The sequence below is a fragment of the Mixta intestinalis genome (assembly GCF_009914055.1).
Classification (GTDB): domain Bacteria; phylum Pseudomonadota; class Gammaproteobacteria; order Enterobacterales; family Enterobacteriaceae; genus Mixta; species Mixta intestinalis.
In genome coordinates this window covers 726311-746577 of record NZ_CP028271.1, presented here as the reverse complement: position 1 = coordinate 746577, position 20267 = coordinate 726311, and the positions used below count along the sequence as shown (strand labels likewise).

The window sequence follows — 20267 nt, the reverse complement described above, 5'->3', positions numbered from 1 at the left end:
CATCTATCCAATAGAAAAGAAAGACGAATTACGTAAAGCAATATCCGATGGAAAATTACCAAAATTTTACAGCATTCAGGATAATTTTAACGGTATGGGGATCACTATCCACGATACCTGGGCAACAGATATTACCATTAAGTTATTACATATTGATAATGACCGTTATCGTGCTGTGGTGCATTACAAAGTTCAGGATCATTTTGGCCTTGATATTGATCATATTTTAAATTACAGGTTCAATCAGTTCCGTTTTTTCCGCATCTGGTTTGTACTACAACGATACAACCAGTTTGGTTTCAAACCGTACATGACCGATATGGAAGCCACTGTAGAAATCACCGGGGGGCGTAGTGAAAGCCAGGCGCTATAAATTGAAGGATAATGGGGAGATAATAAAAATTCATCGTGACCCTATTATGGAGACATTGATATGCTATTGCTGACAGGTTGTATTACAACAAGATACATACCATGGTTATCGCTTCGCCCTGATTTGAGGGGTTACTTCAGAAGGCAAACTTTTTCTCTGCCAGTCGATATTTTTGTCCTGTATCGCTTTAATTCTTCTTATTGAACTATTTGATGATTTATTGAACCCGATATAATCATTAAGAACCACGTTCAAAGTCACATTATTGAAACTGCATCCGTTAGCCAACTGTATATGAGTAAACATATCCGTTATAATCTTGTTATAAGGCCTTTAAAAATAAAAAGATAATGCCAGCCTCCTCAAATCATCGAACATTAGTTGCATCCCGCTCTCCAGCCGCTCTTTTATCCATTAAGCATGGCCAACCAACGGCTGGCCTGTACCAGGAGGCTCTGAAAGGCAGCCTTTATGGCTTTAGCTGATGTCTACTTCAACCAGACGGATTTTTACGGAACATTCGAGGCCAACGCGAAGTGACCATAGCGAGGCATTTATTTTATTTAGACACAGAAAATGTACCGTTTTTATCATTTTATTAAAATAATAAAATGATTTTTTATGCACCCTGATAAATTAATGAAAACAAATCGATCGCTTAAATGCATAGCGCCTTACGGCCTGGTTTATTCAAGACCATTCTCATAATTCAGTCCCTGATCGATCTTTAACATATCAATTCGCAAAAAGCCTGCACTTTTGCAGGTTTTTTGCGACTTCAAAAATATTTTCGTCTACGAACTATCAGAGAAAATTATGAACCATAAAAAAATGGACTTGAACCCGTTAGCGCTGGCCGTCACGCTGGCGTTTACCTCTTGCGCTTATGCGACAGGCACTGGCACCATCGCCAAAGGGACAGGGTCTATCACCCATACCCAGAATGGTACTCAGGTGAACCAACAAAGCGATAAGATGGTTATTAACTGGGATAATATGGATGTCGGCAGAAATGAAACATTAAATTTTAATCAGCCTGGCGCCAACTCTGCCGTGTTAAACCGAATAAATTCTATTAATGCTACCCAAATAAAGGGCGCGCTAAATGCTAACGGCAGGGTGATTATTGTTAACCCCAACGGCGTATTGATCGGCAATGGAGCGACGGTAAACGTAGGTAGCCTTATCGCCTCTGCGCTGAATATTGACGACAATGCCTTTATGAACAATATCTTTCAGTTCAGCGGCAAAAGTCAGGGGAAAGTGACGAACGAAGGGAATATTACCGCGTCACAATCCGTAGCGCTTATCGGCGGCGGAGAAATCAGCAACCAGGGGAAAATTCAGTCTGAAGCTGGAAGTATTCACCTTGCTGCAGGTGACAGCATTACGCTTCAGTTCCCGGCGCGCGGCAATATGAAAGTTAAGGTGAATAAAGGCAGCCTGCGGGCCTTAATTAAAAATGGCGGTCTGCTGGCGACGAAAAATGGCGCAATTACCCTGACGGCATGGGCAACCGATACCCTTACCCGCAGCGCCATTAATAACAGCGGCGTGATTGAAGCGAATAATTTTACCTTCAACGACAGCGGTATCTATCTTGACAGCATGGGCACCGGCACGATGGAGTTAGCCGGTAGCCTGTCAGGAAAAAGCATCAATGCCAGTGCCGACGCGGTTACGGTAAATAACGGCGCGACGCTCGCCGGCTCAGTTGGCATCACCGCAAAGGCCAGCGACAGCTACGTAAAATTAGGCGACGCCCGCTTCACGCAAAACGTCAATATTACTGCCGATAACCTGATCTCTGAAGCAAAGGAAAGCGCTCCTCAATTCGCGGTAGGTTCACAGCTGACGGTAAAAGCAGCGTCTGAGCAGCAGAACTTGTCGACCGGCGATATGCAGGTTAATCAGCCGGGCGCTAAAGGCGAAGGGAAAATCAGCGGCACCATTATCAACGCGCTGGCCGAAAACAAGGGTTCGCTGAATATTGAGACCAATAAAGGAGATATCATCGTCAATAATCCGGCGCTGAAGTATGAAGTGTTGTCACTGACAAGCAAAAGCGGCAACGTCGTGATTGACAATGACCTGCATGGCGAAGCACTCATTGTTAACAGCGGCAACTTTGCGCAAAGCGATACGGGGCACATCAAAATGAATAAAGATGTGCTGATTTACGCTAAAAATAACGTGATACAAAAAGCGAACATCCAGGCTGCAAACAGCGTGGAAATCAACAGCCTCGCCGGCAACTTCTTCCAGGCGAAAGGCGCGAAAAGCAGCGCGGATAAGGTTATTTTACACGCTGACAAAATGCAGTTGAACGGCGACGTCATGGCTAACGGCCTCTCGATCAGCGCTGATAACAGCTTTACTCAAGGTGCGGGTGCCTCATTAACGGCTAATACAGCCAGTTTGATGGGCGGAGATTTTATGTTAACCGCCGGCGATAACCAGCTGGACAGCCTTTACTTTAATCTCAACTCGCTTAACTTAGCCACCGGCTATGATACGCACCTGGGTGCCTATTCCGCAGCTATGGGCAGCCTCACTGTCAACAGCGCTAAAAATGTTACTGTTAATAACTTAACCGCAGTCGGCAAAATCGATATTGGCGCGCAAAATATTACCCTCAACCCTTACGCTACTATTACCGGCTTTGACGATATCTCTCTGAGCGCACAAAATAACGTGCAATTTTCCGGCGATATCAACGCGTCAGGCTCTCTTGTCATTAACGCTGAAAACATCACCGCTGTTGAAACCCCGAACCGTTGGGTGCTTCAGCCTGTGCTGACCGGAGATCATGGCGTAACGTTAACCGCACGTAACGACATTAATGTAGGGGATATTTTCACCTATAACGATCGCGCCAACGTCACGCTGACTGGCAACAATATTAAAGCCAACTCAGTCTTCGCAACGAATGATTTTTCCGCGAACGCCGCCGGAAATATCACGTTAGCAAAAGCGGTCAGCAACTATAATATAAACGCTGTCGCCCAGGGAAATATTGAAGTGGACTCGCTACAGACGATCGCCGGTGATATTTCCTTAACGGCGAAAAACGATGTCGTTTATAGCGGAGATATTAGTTCCGGCGGCAATCTGGTTCTCACAGGGGGAAGTATCAGAGCGCAAGCGCCGCAAAATAAATGGTTATCACAGCCGCAACTTTCAGGCAACGGCGATATAGCGCTGATCGCTGATAAAGATATTAAAGTTGGCTATATCAGTAATTACGGTAAAAATTCCAGCATCATACTTGGCGCAGTTAACGTAAGCGCTGATGATGTGTTGGCTGGCGACAGCTTCAGCGTTAAGGCCACTGACACCATTAATCTTGGTCAGGCAACGGCTCGTAATGTAAGCCTGATGGCGAATGGCGATATTAACTGGAATGACATTACTGCCTTCTCATCCATCAAAGCGTCGTCGCAAAACGGTGCCATTTACTATACCAACCTCTACGCACCAGTAGAAAATACGCAGCTCAGTGCGTCCAAAGGGGTTTACATTAATAAATGGACTCCCTGGTGGATGTGGTAAAAACGTCTAAACGTCGGTTTGCAGCATAGTATGCAATTCTGATGTCCGGCCCCTCTTGTCATACCAGAGGGGCTTTTCGCTGATGTAAGTTAATTTATTTAATCATAATATGAAAAACATTACGCGCTTCGCTTTGATTTTTACTTTTTTTCCACTGCCGGCTTATTTTCCTCTTAATACTTTTGCCGCGCTGGCCCCTGTCAGTTCACAAAGCGGTGAACTACTGCAAAATAACCCGCTACTTAAGGCCCCCTCGCCGCCTCAGACGAAGAGTACAGGCGATCCGCTGGCCACACTAACCAAAAAACGGCACAGCGACGTCGGCACCGACGGCCCCAAAATTAAAGTCAGGCAGCTGAAAGTTATCGACGCTCCCGGCCCGGCGCAAAAAGATATAAAAAAGTTTATTGATAAATTTGCTAATACAGAGATGTCGCTTGCCGACCTGAAGAACGTTGCCATTAAGATTACTTCAATACTCCAGTTTCACGGCGAATATCTGAGCTACGCCTATATTCCCCGACAAAAAATTATCAACGATACGGTCACTATCGCCATCCTCAATGGTTATATCGAAGCAGTAGACTTAGCTGATAACGCCTCGCTGGTTCATAATTTTGTGCTCAACCGTTTTATTGCCCGGCTCAACGGGCCGGAAAAAGGTAGCCTGGCTGAAGTTAATGAAACACTGCTGTTGATTGGCGATCTCCCAGGCATCAGCGCGCTGTCGCCAACATTAATGCCGGGCAATAACCCCGGCGGCAGCCGACTGACGTTAGATCTGCAGGCGGCGAAGCGTTTCGAAAGTTATCTGCTGTTCGATAATATGGGCTCCGTCACCAGCGGACGTAATCGTGCCGGCATACAGCTAACGATAAACAGTCCGGCTGGGCTCGGCGATCGCCTACAGGCGCTGGCTTTTATTGCTCCGGACCGGCTGCAAATCAATAACAAGAGTAAACATGGCAAAACTGCTATCGCGCGCGTTTCCTACGATCTTCCGGTAAATACGCGCGGCGGCAGAGCAGGCGTTGCGTTATCCCGAGTCAGCTACCGTCTGGGCGGCCCGTTGTTGTCCGGCCTGGGCGACGGATTTGCCGACGTGCTGTCGTTCTACGGCAGCCAGCCGATAATCCGCAGCGATAAAAGCAACTTAACGCTGGGTCTCAGCGCCGATATAAAACGTATGGACGACACCTTCTGGGACGAGAAAAACGCACGTCGGGCGGCGGTTATCGGGATGCAGCTAACCGGATCGCGTCAGAGCGAACTGTTCGGCAGGCCGAATGTTCTGCAATACGATCTCAGTTATGGTGCCGGTCGATTAAATAACGATGATGCCTGGAATGGGTTGCATACCAGGGGGACTTTTTTCAAAAGCGGTCAGCAGATAAAATTCATCCAGAACGTGCTACCAGGAATCGCAATTAATTTCTCGCTAACCGGCCAGCAGGCCAGCAAAAATCTTGACGGCGCAGAAAAAATTTCCCTGGGTGGGCCTTACGCCGTGCGCGCTTACAGTAACTCTACCGCCAGCGCCGACAGCGCCTGGATAACCTCTACAGGATTACAGTTCGCCCTTCCCTGGGTAAAAGGTTTGTCCACCCGCCTGTTTTACGATTATGCCACCGGCAAAATCAACAAGTTTTCCCGCCAGCAACAAACTGTGACGCTGGCCGGGCATGGGATCGGCGCTGATTATCAGCTTAATGACAGGCTGTTTATCAGCGCCAGCTACGCCTGGCGCGACGGGCATGACGCTCTTCTGCCTGCGCAAAACAAAGCGATGGGCTGGATTACCGCAGGCGTGCATTTCTGATACACCTTTTCGGCAAGTTTTAGTAAAATCATCCGTTTAGTCTACCTTTATGACGAATTTTTAACCACATGAGTAATGTCACCCAACAGCCGTCGCGTGTCGGCTTTGTCTCTCTCGGCTGCCCGAAAAATCTGGTGGATTCCGAGCGTATCCTGACCGAATTGCGTACCGAAGGTTATGAAGTGGTGCCGCGCTACGATGATGCCGACGTGGTCATTGTTAATACCTGCGGCTTTATCGACAGCGCGGTGCAGGAATCGCTGGAGGCGATTGGCGAAGCGCTGGACAGCAACGGTAAGGTTATCGTGACCGGCTGCCTTGGCGCTAAAGAAGATCGGATCCGGGAGATCCATCCCAAAGTGCTGGAGGTGACCGGGCCGCACAGCTATGAACAGGTGCTGGAATGCGTACACCGTTACGCTCCGAAGCCACAGCATAACCCTTTCCTCAGCCTGGTGCCGGAACAGGGGGTAAAACTGACGCCGCGCCACTACGCTTATCTGAAAATTTCAGAAGGCTGCAACCACCGCTGCACCTTCTGCATTATTCCGTCAATGCGTGGCGATCTCGACAGCCGTCCGATTGGCGAGGTGCTGGACGAGGCGAAGCGTCTGGTCTCCGCAGGCGTCAAAGAGTTGCTGATCATTTCGCAGGATACCTCCGCCTACGGCGTCGATGTAAAACACCGCACCGGCTTCTGGAACGGTTCACCGGTAAAAAGCAGTATGGTCAGCCTGTGTGAACAGCTGGCGAAGCTTGGCGTATGGGTACGCCTGCACTATGTCTATCCCTATCCGCATGTGGATGATGTCATTCCGCTGATGGCGCAGGGGAAAGTGCTGCCCTACCTCGATATTCCGTTGCAGCACGCCAGCCCGCGTATCCTCAAGCTAATGAAGCGTCCCGGTGCGGTTGAACGTACGCTGGAACGCATCAAACGCTGGCGGGAAATCTGCCCGGAAATCACGCTGCGCTCCACCTTTATCGTCGGCTTTCCCGGCGAGACAGAAGAAGATTTCCAGATGCTGCTCGATTTCCTGCAAGAGGCGCGGCTGGATCGCGTCGGCTGTTTCCAGTACAGCCCGATGGAAGGCGCAGACGCCAACCATCTGCCGGATCAGGTGCCGGACGAGATCAAACAGCAGCGCTACGATCGCTTTATGCAGCAGCAACAGCAGATCTCCAGCGAGCGCCTGCGGGAAAAAATCGGGCGTGAAATCCTGGTAATTATCGATGAGGTGGACGAAGAAGGTGCCATTGGCCGCAGCATGGCGGATGCGCCGGAAATTGATGGCGCGGTCTATCTTAATGGTGAAACCGCCCTCAGGCCCGGCGATATCGTGCGGGTGAAAGTGGAACACGCCGACGAATACGATCTGTGGGGCAGTAAAATCTGATATCTCAGCTCCTGCGGCATACTTCAGCGCCTGGCCATACGCCGGGCGCTTTCTACCAGCGCGGCAACTGATGCCGCTTTTTCGGTAGGCTAACGTTTATTCGGCCCGTTAAATTATTTTATTTACTCACTCGCTTGATTAGCTTGCTGGCTATTCTCCGCAACAACTTCCTGCCTTACTATTTATATGCGTTTTAAATAATTACCACCCTTTAAATAAGTAATGATAAAAGTTAACGGATAATAATAAAACAGGGCAATTATCCTGGGCGATTTTTATTACGTTTTACGCTAATAACAGAACTGCTATGCGTATTTAATATAAATTTAATTAAGCATTGCTAATGATTTTTTAACCTTAGCAGGTATATGATGGGCGGGCTTTTAGGTCGTCTGGTATTTGCAAAGTATTATGCTGTTGCTTTCAAATGGATATAAGCTAGCAAGGATCATGATATGTTGAAAAAACCATTATTTATGGCCGGGCTTTGCACCATCGCCTGTTTATCATTTGCACCAGTAAAAGTCGAGGCCAAAGTCAAAGGACCCTGGGGGCTGATAAGCTATAATATTACCAAAAATAATATTTTGATTTGCCACTGGCAGAGAACAGTCATCGATTTTCCCTTCATGGTCTCTTATCAAAATACGCAAACAGTAGATTGTGCAACACCCAGGCCATAATTGTTCGGCTACAGACGCCTTGATTACTTTTCTGCGTACTATTTTTCTGATGCAGCGGCAACCGTATTCATTCCCTGTGCGTCAGAACAGCTAATAAAGGATGGCTGGCTTGCGGTTCTGCCAGTAATAAATTAGCCGGGAAGATAGCGGCCTTCTTTCCCGGCTGTCGCGTTCGCTAATTCCTGAGCTTAGGATCGAGCGCATCGCGCAGGCCGTCGCCCAGCAGATTAAACGCCAGCACCGTCAGGAAAATCGCCAGGCTGGGGAAAATTGCCACGTGCGGTGCCATTACCATATCCGCCCGCGCCTCGTTGAGCATTGCGCCCCACTCCGGCGTCGGCGGCTGCGCGCCCAGGCCAAGAAAAGAGAGGCTGGCGGCGGTAATAATCGAGGTGCCGATGCGCATGGTGAAATAGACCACAATCGACGATACCGTGCCGGGCAAGATGTGACGCAGGATTATCGTCCAGTCCGGCGCGCCGATGCTGCGCGCCGACTCAATAAAAGTCTGATGCTTCAGTACCAGCGTATTGCCGCGCACCAGACGGGCAAAAGCAGGCACGCTGAAAATCGCCACCGCCACGATAACGTTAGCCATGCCGCTGCCCATGATCGCCACCACCGCAATTGCCAGCAGGATGCCGGGAAAGGCAAACAGCACGTCGCAAATACGCATAATGATACGATCGCACCATCCTTCGTAGTAGCCCGCCACCAATCCCAGCACGGTCCCGATTACCGTGCCGATTGCCACAGAGAAAAAGCCAGCCAGCAATGAAATCCGTGTTCCTGCCAGCACCCGGCTAAAAATATCACGCCCCAGCGAATCGACGCCAAACCAGTGCATAGCGGAGGGTCCTTCGGTCAGCCGGTCATAATCGAAATAGTTTTCTGCATCGAACGGCGCTATCCAGGGAGCGATAAACGCCAGCACAATCAGCAGCAGAACAAACAGCCCGGCTATCAGCGCCACATGCTGATGGCGAAAACGTCGCCAGAATTCATGCCACGGCGTACGTACACTATCGTTACGTTGTAAAGGCATCGCCTTTAGCGCCGCTTCACGTCGCCAGTTCTTCATCATGGCTCCTTATTTGTAACGAATAGCGGGATTGATGGCGGCATAAAGCATGTCCACTATCAGGTTAATCAGGATAAACTCCAGTGAAAACAGCAGCACCTCCGCCTGAATCACCGGATAATCACGCATCTCCACTGAATCTACCAGCAGGCGTCCCAGCCCCGGCCAGTTAAATACCACTTCCACCACAATCGAGCCGCCAAGCAGAAAGCCAAACTGTAAGCCCATCATGGTGACCACCGGGATCATAGCGTTACGCAAGCCGTGTTTAACAATCACCAGCGATTCGCGTACCCCTTTGGCGCGCGCGGTGCGCATGTAATCTTCCTGCATCACCTCTACGAAGGAAGCCCGGGTGAAGCGTGCCATGATGGCCGCCACCGCCGCGCCCAGCGTAATGGAAGGCAGGATATAGTGTCGCCAGCTATCGGCACCCACGGTCGGCAACCAGCCGAGCTCGACGGAAAAGATCTGCATCAGCAGCATGCCCAGCGCAAAGGCGGGAAAAGAGATGCCGGAAACCGCCAGCGTCATGCCGATGCGATCGGGCCAGCGGTTGCGCCAGACGGCGGAAACGATGCCGATGGCCATACCGATAATCACCGACCAGGCCATGCTGCTCAGCGTCAGCCAGAGCGTAGGCAGAAAACGTGAAGCGATCTCCTGCGATACCGGTCGTTTTGACACCATTGAGCTGCCAAAATCGCCCTGCAACGCGTTCACGATAAAATGCCAGAACTGCTGCGGCAGCGGCTGATCCAGTCCCAGCTCCTGGCGCACCAGGTTGATAACCGTGGCGTCCGCTTCCGGCCCGGCCACCAGCCGCGCCGGATCGCCCGGCAGCAGATGCACGAAAAGAAAGACCAGCACCGCGACAATCAGCAGCGTTGGAATCAGTCCCAGCAGGCGTTTAAGAAAATAGTTCAGCATGCATATCCCTGCGCCGCAAACGCCAGCCGGTTAAAGCTGGCGTCAGCAACATTACTTCAGATCGGCTTCATCAAAGCTAAAGGAGGTGTCCGGCATCATGTAAAAGCCGGTCAGTGATTTGGTATTGGCGGATACCAGTTTTTCCACCACCAGCGGCGCCCAGGGGCGATCGTTCCAGATACGATCCTGTGCATCCTTATACAGCTGCGCCTTTTTCCCGGAATCGGTGGTTTTCAGCGCGTCGCTGAGATCTTTATCCACCTGCTCATTGCTGTAAAAAGCGGTGTTAAAGATGGTTGGTGGCCAAGAGGTGGTGGCGAACAGCGGCGTCAGCGCCCAGTCGGCTTCGCCGGTCGAGGCGGACCAGCCAGTATAGAACATGCGCACTCCGCTCTCCTTCTGCCCTTTGCCCTCAACCTCCGCCGCACGTTGCCCGGCATCCATTGCGGTAACGTTCACCTTAATGCCAATCTGCGCCAGCTGCTGCTGGGTAAACTGCAACACTTTTTGCGCGGTGCTGTGATTGTGAGAGGACCAGAGCGTGGTGCTGAAGCCGTTGGGGTAGCCCGCCTCTTTCAGCAATTCACGCGCCTTTGCCGGATTGTACTCAATTGCCGGATAGCTCTGCGCATAGGCAATAGATGGCGGCACAATGCCGGTGGCGGGCGTGGCATAACCGGCAAAGGCAACTTTGCTCAGCGCCTGGCGGTTAATGGCGTAGTTAATCGCTTCACGCACTTTCGGATTATCAAACGGCTTCTGCGTGACGTTAAAGCTGATGTAGCGCTGCATGATAGAAGGCGTGCTGACCAGATCCAGCTTGCTGTTTTTCTCCAGCAGCTTCGCCTGCTCATAGGGGATTGGGAAAGCAAAGTTAGCCTCGCCGGTTTGCAGCATCGCCGCACGCGTATTATTGTCCACTACCGGACGCCAGGTAATGGAATCGAGCTTCGGATAGCCTTTTTTCCAGTAGCCATCCCACTTTTTCACCTTAACGAAATCGGTCTGATTCCAGGTAACGAACTGGTACGGCCCGGTCCCAACCGGATGAAAACCGATCTCTTTACCATATTTTTTCAGCGCCGTAGGCGAGATCATCGCCGCCGCCGGATGGGCCAGGATATTGATAAAGGCGGAGAACGGCTGTTTCAGGGTGATTTTTACCGTGGTGGCATCGACCGCTTCAGTAGTGGCGATATGCTTAAACAGGTTATAGCGTTTCAGGTGATTACCTTCGTCGCTGGCGCGATCGAGGTTCACCTTTACCGCTTCGGCATTAAAGTCAGTGCCATCCTGGAACTTGATGCCGGGGCGCAGCGTAATGGTCCAGGTCAGTCCGTCCGGGCTCGCCTGATAGCTTTCCGCCAGCACGTTAACCAGTTTCATATCCTTATCAAAGCCGAACAGCCCCTGATAGAAAGATTTTGCTACCGCCTGCGACAGCGTATCGTTGGCATCATATGGATCGAGCGTGGTGAAGTTAGAGCCCACGGCGATTACCGCATCCTTTGCTGCAAAGGCAGGCGCAGCGGCGAAGCTGCCGAGCAGCCCAGCCGTTAACAGCCATTTACCTGTGGTTCGAATAGTCATAGTGCCTGTTCTCCTCTGTCCCTTTCTGTTTAGCTAAGCCGGGCCCGATCAGGCGCCGCTGATGGTATGTCGGGCGACGTAATGTTCGGCACCCACTTTAATTAACGGCGCGACGGCGGGCTCATCGCCCGGTTCACGCAGCGGGCTGGGCAGTTCATCCACCAGCAGCGCCCGCTCGCGCCGTCGGTGTCCCGGATCGGCAACCGGCACCGCAGACATCAGCTTGCGCGTGTAGGGATGCTGTGGATTCTCAAATACCGCCTGCCGCGGGCCAATCTCCACGATTTGCCCCAGATACATCACCGCCACGCGATGGCTGATGCGTTCCACCACCGCCATATCATGCGAAATAAACAAAAATGCGATGCCGAACTCACGTTGCAGATCGAGCATCAGATTCACAATCTGCGCCTGAATCGAGACATCCAGCGCGGAAACCGCCTCATCAGCGATCACCACTTTGGGATTGAGCGCCAGCGCACGGGCGATACAGATACGCTGACGCTGCCCGCCGGAAAACTCATGGGGATAGCGACGCGCATGTTCCGGCAGCAGTCCGACTTTTTCCAGCAGCCAGGCAACGCGCTGTTCCGCCTCGGCACGCGGCATAATGTTATGCACCAGCAGCGGCTCCATAACAGAGAAACCAACGGTCAGACGCGGATCGAGAGAGGCGTAGGGGTCCTGAAAGATAAACTGGATATCGCGCCGTAAATGGGACAGCTGATGAGATTTCAGCTTATCGATGCGCTGACCGTTAAAGGTGATGCTGCCGCCCTGACTTTCCACCAGCCGCAGCAGCGCACGTCCGGTAGTCGATTTACCGCAGCCCGATTCACCTACCAGCGCCAGGGTTTCGCCCGCGTGCAGATCGAAGCTCACTTTTTCCACTGCATGAATGCGCCACTTAACGCGGTTCAGCAGGCCACCGCGCATATCAAAACGGGCCACTAAATCACGCACCTGCAATACTGGCGAATCAATATGACGGACGGTATCCGGCTGCGCATCGGGGTTTTCCGGCTCGCCCGCCAGCGGGAACTTACGCGGCAGCGGCTGGCCTCGCATGGCACCAAGCCGCGGTACCGCCGCCAGCAGCGCCTGGGTATAAGGCTGCTGCGGCGCGCTAAACAGTCTGTCGGTGGTGCCGCTTTCCACCACTTCGCCGCGATACATCACCTGCACGCGGTCAGCCATTTCTGCCACCACGCCCATATCGTGGGTGATAAAAATCACCCCCATTTCCATCTCTTTTTGCAGCACGCGGATCAGCTGTAAGATCTGCGCCTGGATGGTAACATCCAGCGCGGTCGTCGGCTCGTCAGCGATCAGGAGTGCCGGACGACAGGAGAGCGCCATGGCGATCATCACCCGCTGGCGCATTCCGCCAGAAAGCTGATGAGGAAAGCGGGTCATCACGTTTTGCGCTTCGGGAATTCGCACCAGGTCGAGCATCCTGCGCGCCTCCGCCAGCGCCCGTCGTTGGCTTTTGCCCTGGTGCAATCGTACCGATTCGGCAATCTGCTCGCCTACCGGAAACACCGGGTTTAGCGAGGTCATCGGCTCCTGGAAAATCATCGCCATATCGGCACCGCGAATGATACGCATCTGCGACTGACGCAGCCTGGCAAGATCGATCACCGTATTATTGCGCCGCCGTAGCCACAGTTCACCGCTCTCAAGCGTGCCACCGCTCTGCTCAATCAGGCGCATCAGCGCCAGCGAGGTGACCGATTTGCCGGAGCCTGATTCACCCACCAGCGCCAGCGTTTCGCCGCGCCGTACTTCAAGCGAAAGCTGGCGTACCGCCTGGGTGACCTGCCCCTGCTGGGTAAAGCTGACGCTGAGATTGCGCACCGCTAAAACGCTGTCGTCAGGCAACACGAAGGAAGAAGGCTGTTGCATGCGGGCTCCTTAACGTGTGCGGTAAATAGCTACGACCGGACTTTCACCGAGGTAGCCATAGCCGCGATACATGCCTTCCGTATTAAACGGCAGTGCCATATTGCCGTCGGCGTCGATAGCGATCAGCCCGCCGCTGCCATCCAGCGAGGCAATTTTATCGTGGATTACATGGGCGCAGGCCTGACGCAGCGTATAGCCGCTATATTCCATCAGCGCGGCGACATCATAGGCAGCCAGCGTGCGGATAAAGACTTCGCCGGTGCCGGTACAGGAGACCGCCACACGGCGATTGCTGAAGCAGCCCGCACCAGGCAGCGGCGAATCGCCCACGCGCCCCGGCTGCTTATTGGTCATGCCGCCGGTTGAGGTAGCGGCAGCCAGATGACCATTGCTGTCACAGGCAACCGCGCCCACCGTCCCCAGCTTGCGATCGGCATCCAGCGGTGCCGACTGCGCTGCACCATCATGATCCAGCAGCGTCTGCTGTGTCGCCTGGGCGCGCTGTAACTGTTGCCAGCGTTCATCGGTGGAAAAGAAATCTGCCGCCACCAGCTCCAGCCCCTGCTCGCGGGCAAACTGCTCCGCGCCGTCGCCGCTCAACAGCACGTGCGGGCTGTTCTCCAGCACCTTTCGTGCCGCCAGCACCGGATTACGAATATGTGCCACGCCCGCCACCGCGCCCGCATCCTGGGTATGCCCGTCCATAATACAGGCGTCCAGCTCATGCGTGCCGCGACAGGTAAAAACGCTGCCCTTACCGGCGTTAAACAGCGGTGATTCTTCCAGCAAACGTACCGCTTCGGTGACCGCATCCAGCGCGCTGCCGCCCGCCGCGAGAATCGCCTGGCCGCTGGCGACAATCCCTGTTAGCGCCTGCAAATAGCGCTGCTCTTGCTCCATGCTAAGCGACGCGCGTGCTATAGCTCCCGCGCCGCCGTGAATAGCAATGCCTGCTTTGCCCATGCTTCATTTACCCTGTGTTCTGAATCGGTCAGAAACGACTGAATGATGTGATGTTATGATTTTTCGGCAAATTTTGACTATAGGTAGCAGCGGAAAAGATGTAAAGCGTTAAGCCTGGCAAGTCTTAATAACAAAGCGTTATATCTCATAACGAAATCGCAGCGTCGTGAGGCTGTGCGTGCGCGTGGGATGATCGCCGCGCCATTTCGCGCCATAATAGGCGCTATCTGTCTGTCGTTTCTGGCCGGAGGCCAAATGGAAAGTTTCACTGCGGGATTAATTTCCCTTGAAGATGCCCTGCAAAAAATGCTGGCTCAGATCTCACCGCTTAATGAAAGCGAGCGTCTGTCAATTTATGCCGCCGCCGGACGTATTACGGCAGCGCCGGTCGTCTCTCCTCTCGATGTGCCGCCGTTTGATAACTCGGCGATGGATGGCTATGCGGTGCGCCTGGCCGATCTCGCCAGCGGCGAACCGCTGCCAGTTGCCGGAAAAGCCTTTGCTGGCCAGCCCTTCAGCGGCGAATGGCCAACAGGCACCACCGTGCGTATTATGACCGGCGCGCCAATTCCGGCAGGCACCGAAGCCGTTGTGATGCAGGAAGAGACCGTTACGGAAGGTGAACGCATTCGCTTTACTGCGCCGGTCAGCGCCGGACAAAATATTCGCCGCGCCGGTGAAGATATCCGCTGCGGCGATAGCGTGCTCGATGCGGGCGTGCGCCTCGGCCCGGCAGAACTGCCGCTGATCGCCTCGCTGGGCGTGGGTGAAGTGGATGTGGTGCGCCGTCTGCGCGTGGCGCTGTTTTCCACCGGTGACGAGCTACAGCCGGTTGGCGAACCTCTACAGGCGGGCCAGATTTACGACACCAACCGTTTCACCGTGCGGCTGATGCTCGATAAGCTCGGCTGCGAGGTTATCGATTTGGGTATTATTCGCGACGATCCTGAGGCGCTGCGTGCCGCTTTCGTGCGTGCCGACAGCGAAGCCGATCTGGTCATCAGCAGCGGCGGCGTCTCGGTTGGCGAGGCAGACTACACTAAAGCGATGCTGGATGAACTGGGCGAAATTACCTTCTGGAAGCTGGCAATCAAACCGGGTAAGCCTTTCGCCTTTGGACGCCTGAGCCACAGCTGGTTCTGTGGTTTACCGGGTAATCCGGTTTCCGCTGCCGTTACCTTCTATCAGCTGGTACAGCCGCTGCTGGCGAAGCTGAGCGGTCAACAAAGCCCGGCTCTGCCGCCGCGTCAGCGCGCGCGCGCCGGAGAATACCTGAAAAAAACACCCGGACGGCTCGATTTTCAGCGTGGCATCGTCAGACGCAGCGCCGATGGCGAACTTCAGGTAGTCAGCACCGGCAACCAGGGCTCGCACGTCTTTAGCTCCTTCAGCCAGGCCAACTGCTTTATCGTGCTGGAACGCGATCGCGGCAACGTTAATCCCGGCGAATGGGTAGAGATCGAACCTTTTACCGCACTGCTGGGAGGCTAAGATGCTGCCGGAGCTAACCGATGAAGAAACGCTGCGCTATAACCGACAGATCGTGCTGCGTGGATTTGATTTTGACGGCCAGGAGCGGCTGAAGGCGTCGAGCGCGCTGGTGGTCGGGCTGGGCGGGCTGGGCTGTGCCGCCAGCCCCTGGCTGGTATCGGCTGGCATCGGTGCTCTGACCCTGCTCGATTTTGACACCGTTTCACTCTCTAACCTGCAACGCCAGATACTGCACAGCGATGCGGAAATTGACGCGCCGAAGGTGGAATCGGCGCGGCGACGGCTGGCGCAGATCAATCCGCTGACGCAGCTACAGGCGATCAACGCCCGGCTGGATGACGCGGCGCTGGAGGCGCTTATCGCCCGGCATCAGGTGGTACTGGACTGTAGCGATAATGTGGCGACACGCGAACAGCTAAATCGCCTTTGCTTCCGGCAGCGCGTGCCGCTGGTCTCCGGTGCGGCGATTCGTATGGAAGGCCAGGTCAGCGTTTTCAGCTGGCAGGATGATACGCAGCCCTGCTATCGCTGCATTAGCCGTCTGTTTGGCGGTGAAGTCCTGAGCTGTGTAGAGGCTGGCGTTATGGCACCGCTGGTCGGCGTCATTGGCTCGCTTCAGGCAATGGAAGCGATCCGCCTGCTAACCAACTTTGGCGCACGGGTTGACGGTAAGCTGCTGATGTACGATGCGATGACAATGCAATTTCGTGAAATGAAGGTGGCAAAAGATCCTGCTTGTGAAGTCTGCGGTCAGGGCCACCGTTAAGCCTGCCGCTGAACGCCAACGGTGAATTAACACAAAACGGCCCGCGTAATAATGTACGCGGGCCGCCATAACGGTGGCTTATGCCGCCCGCGTTCCACAGGCGGCGAATTGATTACTGTACGCCTTTGCTGCGCAGGTAATCTTCGTAGCTGCCGCTGAAATCGATGATCTTCTCCGGCGTAATTTCCAGCACGCGGGTCGCCAGCGAACTTACAAATTCACGGTCGTGGGAGACGAAGATCAGCGTCCCCGGATACATCTCCAGCGCCATATTCAGCGACTCGATCGATTCCATATCGAGGTGGTTAGTCGGCTCATCCATAATCAGAATGTTAGGGCGCTGCATCATCAGCTTGCCGAACAGCATACGTCCCTTCTCACCGCCGGAAAGCACCTTCGCCGGTTTTTTAATCTCATCCTGGCTGAACAGCAGACGCCCCAGCACGCTGCGCACCGCCTGCTCGTCGTCGCCTTCCTGCTTCCACTGGCTCATCCAGTCAAATACGCTGAGATCGTTAGCGAACTCTTCCGCGTGATCCTGCGCGTAATAGCCGATACGCACATTCTCTGACCATTTTACGCTGCCGCTTTCTGGCGTCAGATCGCCCACCAGCGTTTTCAGCAAGGTGGTTTTACCCACGCCGTTGGTGCCCAGCACCGCCAGCTTTTCGCCCACCTCCAGCAGCAGATTGAGATCGCGGAACAGCGGGCCGTTATCAAAGCCTTTGGTCAATGCTTCAACTTCCAGCGCGTTACGGAACAGCTTCTTGTCCTGCTCGAAACGGATAAACGGGTTCTGACGGCTGGAGGCTTTTACCTCATCCAGTTTGATCTTATCAATCTGTTTCGCACGCGAAGTAGCCTGACGCGATTTGGAGGCGTTGGCACTGAAGCGGCTCACGAAGGATTGCAGCTCGGCAATCTGCGCTTTTTTCTTGGCATTATCGGCCAGCAGACGCTCACGCGCCTGGGTAGTGGCGGTCATATACTCGTCGTAGTTGCCCGGATAGATACGCAGCTCGCCGTAATCGAGATCGGCCATATGGGTGCAGACCATGTTCAGAAAATGACGGTCGTGCGAAATAATGATCATGGTGCTGTTACGCTCGTTCAGCACCTGCTCCAGCCAGCGGATCGTATCGATATCCAGGTTGTTGGTCGGTTCATCGAGCAGCAGGATATCAGGGTTAGAGAACAGCGCCTGCGCCAGCAGCACGCGCAGCTTCCAGCCCGGAGCCACTTCGCTCATCGGGCCGTAGTGCTGCTCCAGCGGAATACCCACGCCGAGCAGCAGTTCACCAGCGCGCGCTTCGGCGGTGTAACCATCCATTTCGCCATACTGCACTTCGAGGTCAGCGACTTTATAACCATCTTCTTCGCTCATTTCCGGCAGTGCATAAATACGGTCGCGTTCCTGCTTCACCTGCCACAGTTCATCGTGGCCCATGATGACGGTATCCAGCACGCTGAATTTTTCAAAAGCAAACTGGTCCTGGCGCAGCTTACCGATGCGCTCGTTAGGATCGCAGGAAACGTTGCCCGCGGTCGGCGTTAAATCACCGCCCAGAATTTTCATAAAGGTGGATTTACCGCTGCCGTTCGCGCCGATCAAACCATAACGGTTGCCGCCGCCAAACTTAACGGAAATATTTTCAAACAGCGGTTTGCTGCCAAACTGCATGGTAACGTTACTGGAAACTAGCACAGGGATTGCCTTACTTATGCGGGGGAATGAACGAAATCTGGCGGGCATTGTGCCATAAAAAAGGGCTGGCGAACACCGCCAGCCCTGAGCAGCCGGATTAGCTGCCGTGATGTTCCGCTTTACGCTTCAGCGGGGGCGTCAGCGGCGGCGTTTCGCGCTCCGGCGAAAGCCAGTCGCGCAGGTAATGTTCGATCTGCTCCAGGCTGCGGTGGCGCGTTTCCGGGATACAGTGGATAACGAAAAATGCGCCGCCGATACCTATCACGCCGAATATAAAGAAAGTGCCCGACAGACCGAGTTTTGCCAGCATCATCGGGAACATCAGCGAGATAAGGAAGTTAGCGATCCACATAGCGAATACCGCACCGCCCATAAACATCCCACGCAGCCGCGTCGGGAAGATCTCTGACAGCAGCAGCCAGGTCACCGGTGACAGCGCGCCCTGCTGGAAACAGAGGAACATCAGCATCCCCAGCAGCACCATATAACTACGCAGGATATCAGGCTGACCGTTGATGGTTTCCGGCATCAGCCAGCTGATAGCCCCAATAAAAAACAGGCAGCCGGTACAGCCAAACTGCCCGATCATGGTCATGGTACGACGCCCGATTTTACCCAGCATCCAGATCCCTACCAGCGTCATCAGCACCGAGATAGCGCCGTTGGCTATGGTGGCAAACAGCGCCGCGCTGTTGCTCATGCCCACATTGGTGAGCACCGTGGGCGCATAGTACATAATGGTATTGACGCCGGTCAGCTGTTGGATAACCGCCACGCCGATACCGATCAGAAACAGCCGGAACAGCCAGGGCTTTTTCAACTCACTCAGGCGCGGCCTGCCCTGATTCTCCTGCTCCTGTAACGTTTCTTCGATTTCGGTCAGCTCCCAGTCAACATCTTCTTTAGCACGGGTACGTTCCAGCACGCGACGCGCTTCCGCCAGACGGCCCTTCATCGCGTACCAGCGCGGCGTATCTGGCATAAACATCATGCCAAACCACAGCAGCACGGCAGGCAGCGTGGCGATCGCCAGCATCCAGCGCCAGGTATCCTCCCCGCCCCACATGGCATTAAAGGAAGCGTTGGAAATGTAGGCCAGCAGCTGTCCGGAAACGATCATCAGCTCCTGTAACGTCACCAGCTGCCCGCGTTTATTCGCCGGGGCGATTTCAGCGATATAGACCGGTACGGTAGCCGCCGCGCCGCCGACCGCTACGCCCAGCACCAGGCGGAAGAAAACCATCCACTGTACGTCAGGTGCCATTGAGGTGCCCACCGCACCGGCAGCGAAAATAACCGCCAGCATAATGATAATTTTCTTCCGCCCGGCCGCATTCGCGAGTTGGCCAGCCGCCAGCGCACCAAAAGCCGCGCCGAAAAGTAATGAACTGGTCACCAGTCCCGTGGTAAAGGGCGTGAGGTGTAGTTCATCGCCCATAAATAACAGCGCACCGGAAATAACGCCGGTATCGTATCCAAACAGTAAGCCGCCCAGCGTCGCGATAACGGCGATGACCTTCACAAAGGGTTCAGTACGGGTATTGCTATTGGGTCCGGAAGCTTTGCTCAGCGTAAGGTATTGTTCTTTTGGCATGATAACTCCAGCAACCTGATTGAAGTGAAAAACAGCCTGCGCCAGAGGCAAATGGCGCAAACCTTTCACAGCACAACATAGATTATTTTTTTCATTTATAATAATAGTGAAATATCAATTTTGTGGCACTGGTCATAATCCACAGCCTGAATGCCGATCCATATCACACTATCTGCCTTATAAGGTTGTTAAAGCGTAAAAAAAACGTTTAAACATCTTCTGACTGCGCCGGTTATCCCGAAACGAAAAGGAAACATTTATTTTGATTTAAAAATAAAAGGAATATGAGATTTATCGATCCAGCAGACATTTCATTGCTTAAGTGAAGGGTTTTGGCGGGTAAAAAGCAGCGGTAAGCTAACCGCCAGAACATGATGCGAGGGGGAAAAAGAGAGGTTACCGTCAGCGCCATTACAAC

At 53.5% G+C, this 20267-nt stretch carries 15 protein-coding genes; 7 read left to right on the top strand and 8 right to left on the bottom strand.

The features are described 5' to 3' along the window. The first annotated feature begins 1 nt into the window (after position 1). Positions 2-373 (top strand): YPO3983 family protein, encoded by a 372-nt coding sequence (locus C7M51_RS03470; protein ID WP_160623550.1) that lies wholly within the window; start codon positions 2-4, stop codon positions 371-373. A gap of 105 nt (positions 374-478) precedes the next feature. On the opposite strand, the gene C7M51_RS22695 is transcribed toward C7M51_RS03470, so the two are convergent. After that, complete coding sequence (locus C7M51_RS22695; protein ID WP_160620518.1) at positions 479-679, bottom strand: DUF3289 family protein; 201 nt, start codon at positions 677-679, stop codon at positions 479-481. A gap of 510 nt (positions 680-1189) precedes the next feature. Here C7M51_RS22695 and C7M51_RS03460 point away from each other — a divergent pair. The 4 genes from C7M51_RS03460 (at position 1190) to C7M51_RS03445 (ending at position 7824) form a co-directional block, all read left to right on the top strand. Next, the gene (locus C7M51_RS03460; protein ID WP_160620517.1) at positions 1190-3925 is read left to right on the top strand and encodes a two-partner secretion domain-containing protein; all 2736 of its coding nucleotides are present in this window, start codon (positions 1190-1192) and stop codon (positions 3923-3925) included. A gap of 109 nt (positions 3926-4034) precedes the next feature. Further along, positions 4035-5744, top strand: coding sequence for a ShlB/FhaC/HecB family hemolysin secretion/activation protein (locus tag C7M51_RS03455; protein ID WP_160620516.1), 1710 nt, complete (start codon positions 4035-4037; stop codon positions 5742-5744). A gap of 68 nt (positions 5745-5812) precedes the next feature. After that, on the top strand, positions 5813-7141 hold the full coding sequence (gene rimO / locus C7M51_RS03450) for a 30S ribosomal protein S12 methylthiotransferase RimO (protein WP_160620515.1): 1329 nt from the start codon (positions 5813-5815) through the stop codon (positions 7139-7141). Between the two features lie 455 nt (positions 7142-7596). Beyond that, positions 7597-7824, top strand: a complete 228-nt coding sequence (locus C7M51_RS03445) for a hypothetical protein (RefSeq protein ID WP_160620514.1) — start codon at positions 7597-7599, stop codon at positions 7822-7824. Between the two features lie 175 nt (positions 7825-7999). Here C7M51_RS03445 and gsiD read toward each other — a convergent pair whose 3' ends face one another. The 5 genes from gsiD to C7M51_RS03420 are packed head-to-tail and all read right to left on the bottom strand — an operon-like array spanning position 8000 to position 14293. Next, positions 8000-8905, bottom strand: coding sequence for a glutathione ABC transporter permease GsiD (gsiD, locus tag C7M51_RS03440; protein WP_160623549.1), 906 nt, complete (start codon positions 8903-8905; stop codon positions 8000-8002). Between the two features lie 9 nt (positions 8906-8914). Next, positions 8915-9835, bottom strand: coding sequence for a glutathione ABC transporter permease GsiC (gene gsiC, locus C7M51_RS03435; RefSeq protein ID WP_160620513.1), 921 nt, complete (start codon positions 9833-9835; stop codon positions 8915-8917). Between the two features lie 51 nt (positions 9836-9886). After that, a complete protein-coding gene (gene gsiB, locus C7M51_RS03430; RefSeq protein ID WP_160620512.1) occupies positions 9887-11425 on the bottom strand; it encodes a glutathione ABC transporter substrate-binding protein GsiB in 1539 nt (512 codons plus the stop codon). A 48-nt stretch (positions 11426-11473) separates the two neighbouring features. After that, positions 11474-13330, bottom strand: a complete 1857-nt coding sequence (gsiA, locus tag C7M51_RS03425; protein ID WP_160620511.1) for a glutathione ABC transporter ATP-binding protein GsiA — start codon at positions 13328-13330, stop codon at positions 11474-11476. 9 nt (positions 13331-13339) lie between these two features. Next, complete coding sequence (locus C7M51_RS03420) at positions 13340-14293, bottom strand: isoaspartyl peptidase/L-asparaginase family protein (RefSeq protein WP_160620510.1); 954 nt, start codon at positions 14291-14293, stop codon at positions 13340-13342. A gap of 255 nt (positions 14294-14548) precedes the next feature. Between C7M51_RS03420 and moeA the strand changes: the two genes are divergently transcribed. After that, on the top strand, positions 14549-15784 hold the full coding sequence (gene moeA, locus C7M51_RS03415) for a molybdopterin molybdotransferase MoeA (protein ID WP_160620509.1): 1236 nt from the start codon (positions 14549-14551) through the stop codon (positions 15782-15784). A gap of 1 nt (position 15785) precedes the next feature. Continuing rightward, positions 15786-16550, top strand: coding sequence for a molybdopterin-synthase adenylyltransferase MoeB (gene moeB / locus C7M51_RS03410; RefSeq protein WP_160620508.1), 765 nt, complete (start codon positions 15786-15788; stop codon positions 16548-16550). Positions 16551-16662: 112 nt separating this feature from the next. Here moeB and C7M51_RS03405 read toward each other — a convergent pair whose 3' ends face one another. Then, positions 16663-18255, bottom strand: a complete 1593-nt coding sequence (locus tag C7M51_RS03405) for an ABC-F family ATPase (RefSeq protein WP_160620507.1) — start codon at positions 18253-18255, stop codon at positions 16663-16665. 97 nt (positions 18256-18352) lie between these two features. Next, on the bottom strand, positions 18353-19849 hold the full coding sequence (locus C7M51_RS03400; RefSeq protein WP_160620506.1) for a sugar porter family MFS transporter: 1497 nt from the start codon (positions 19847-19849) through the stop codon (positions 18353-18355). Between the last annotated feature and the right edge of the window lie 418 nt (positions 19850-20267).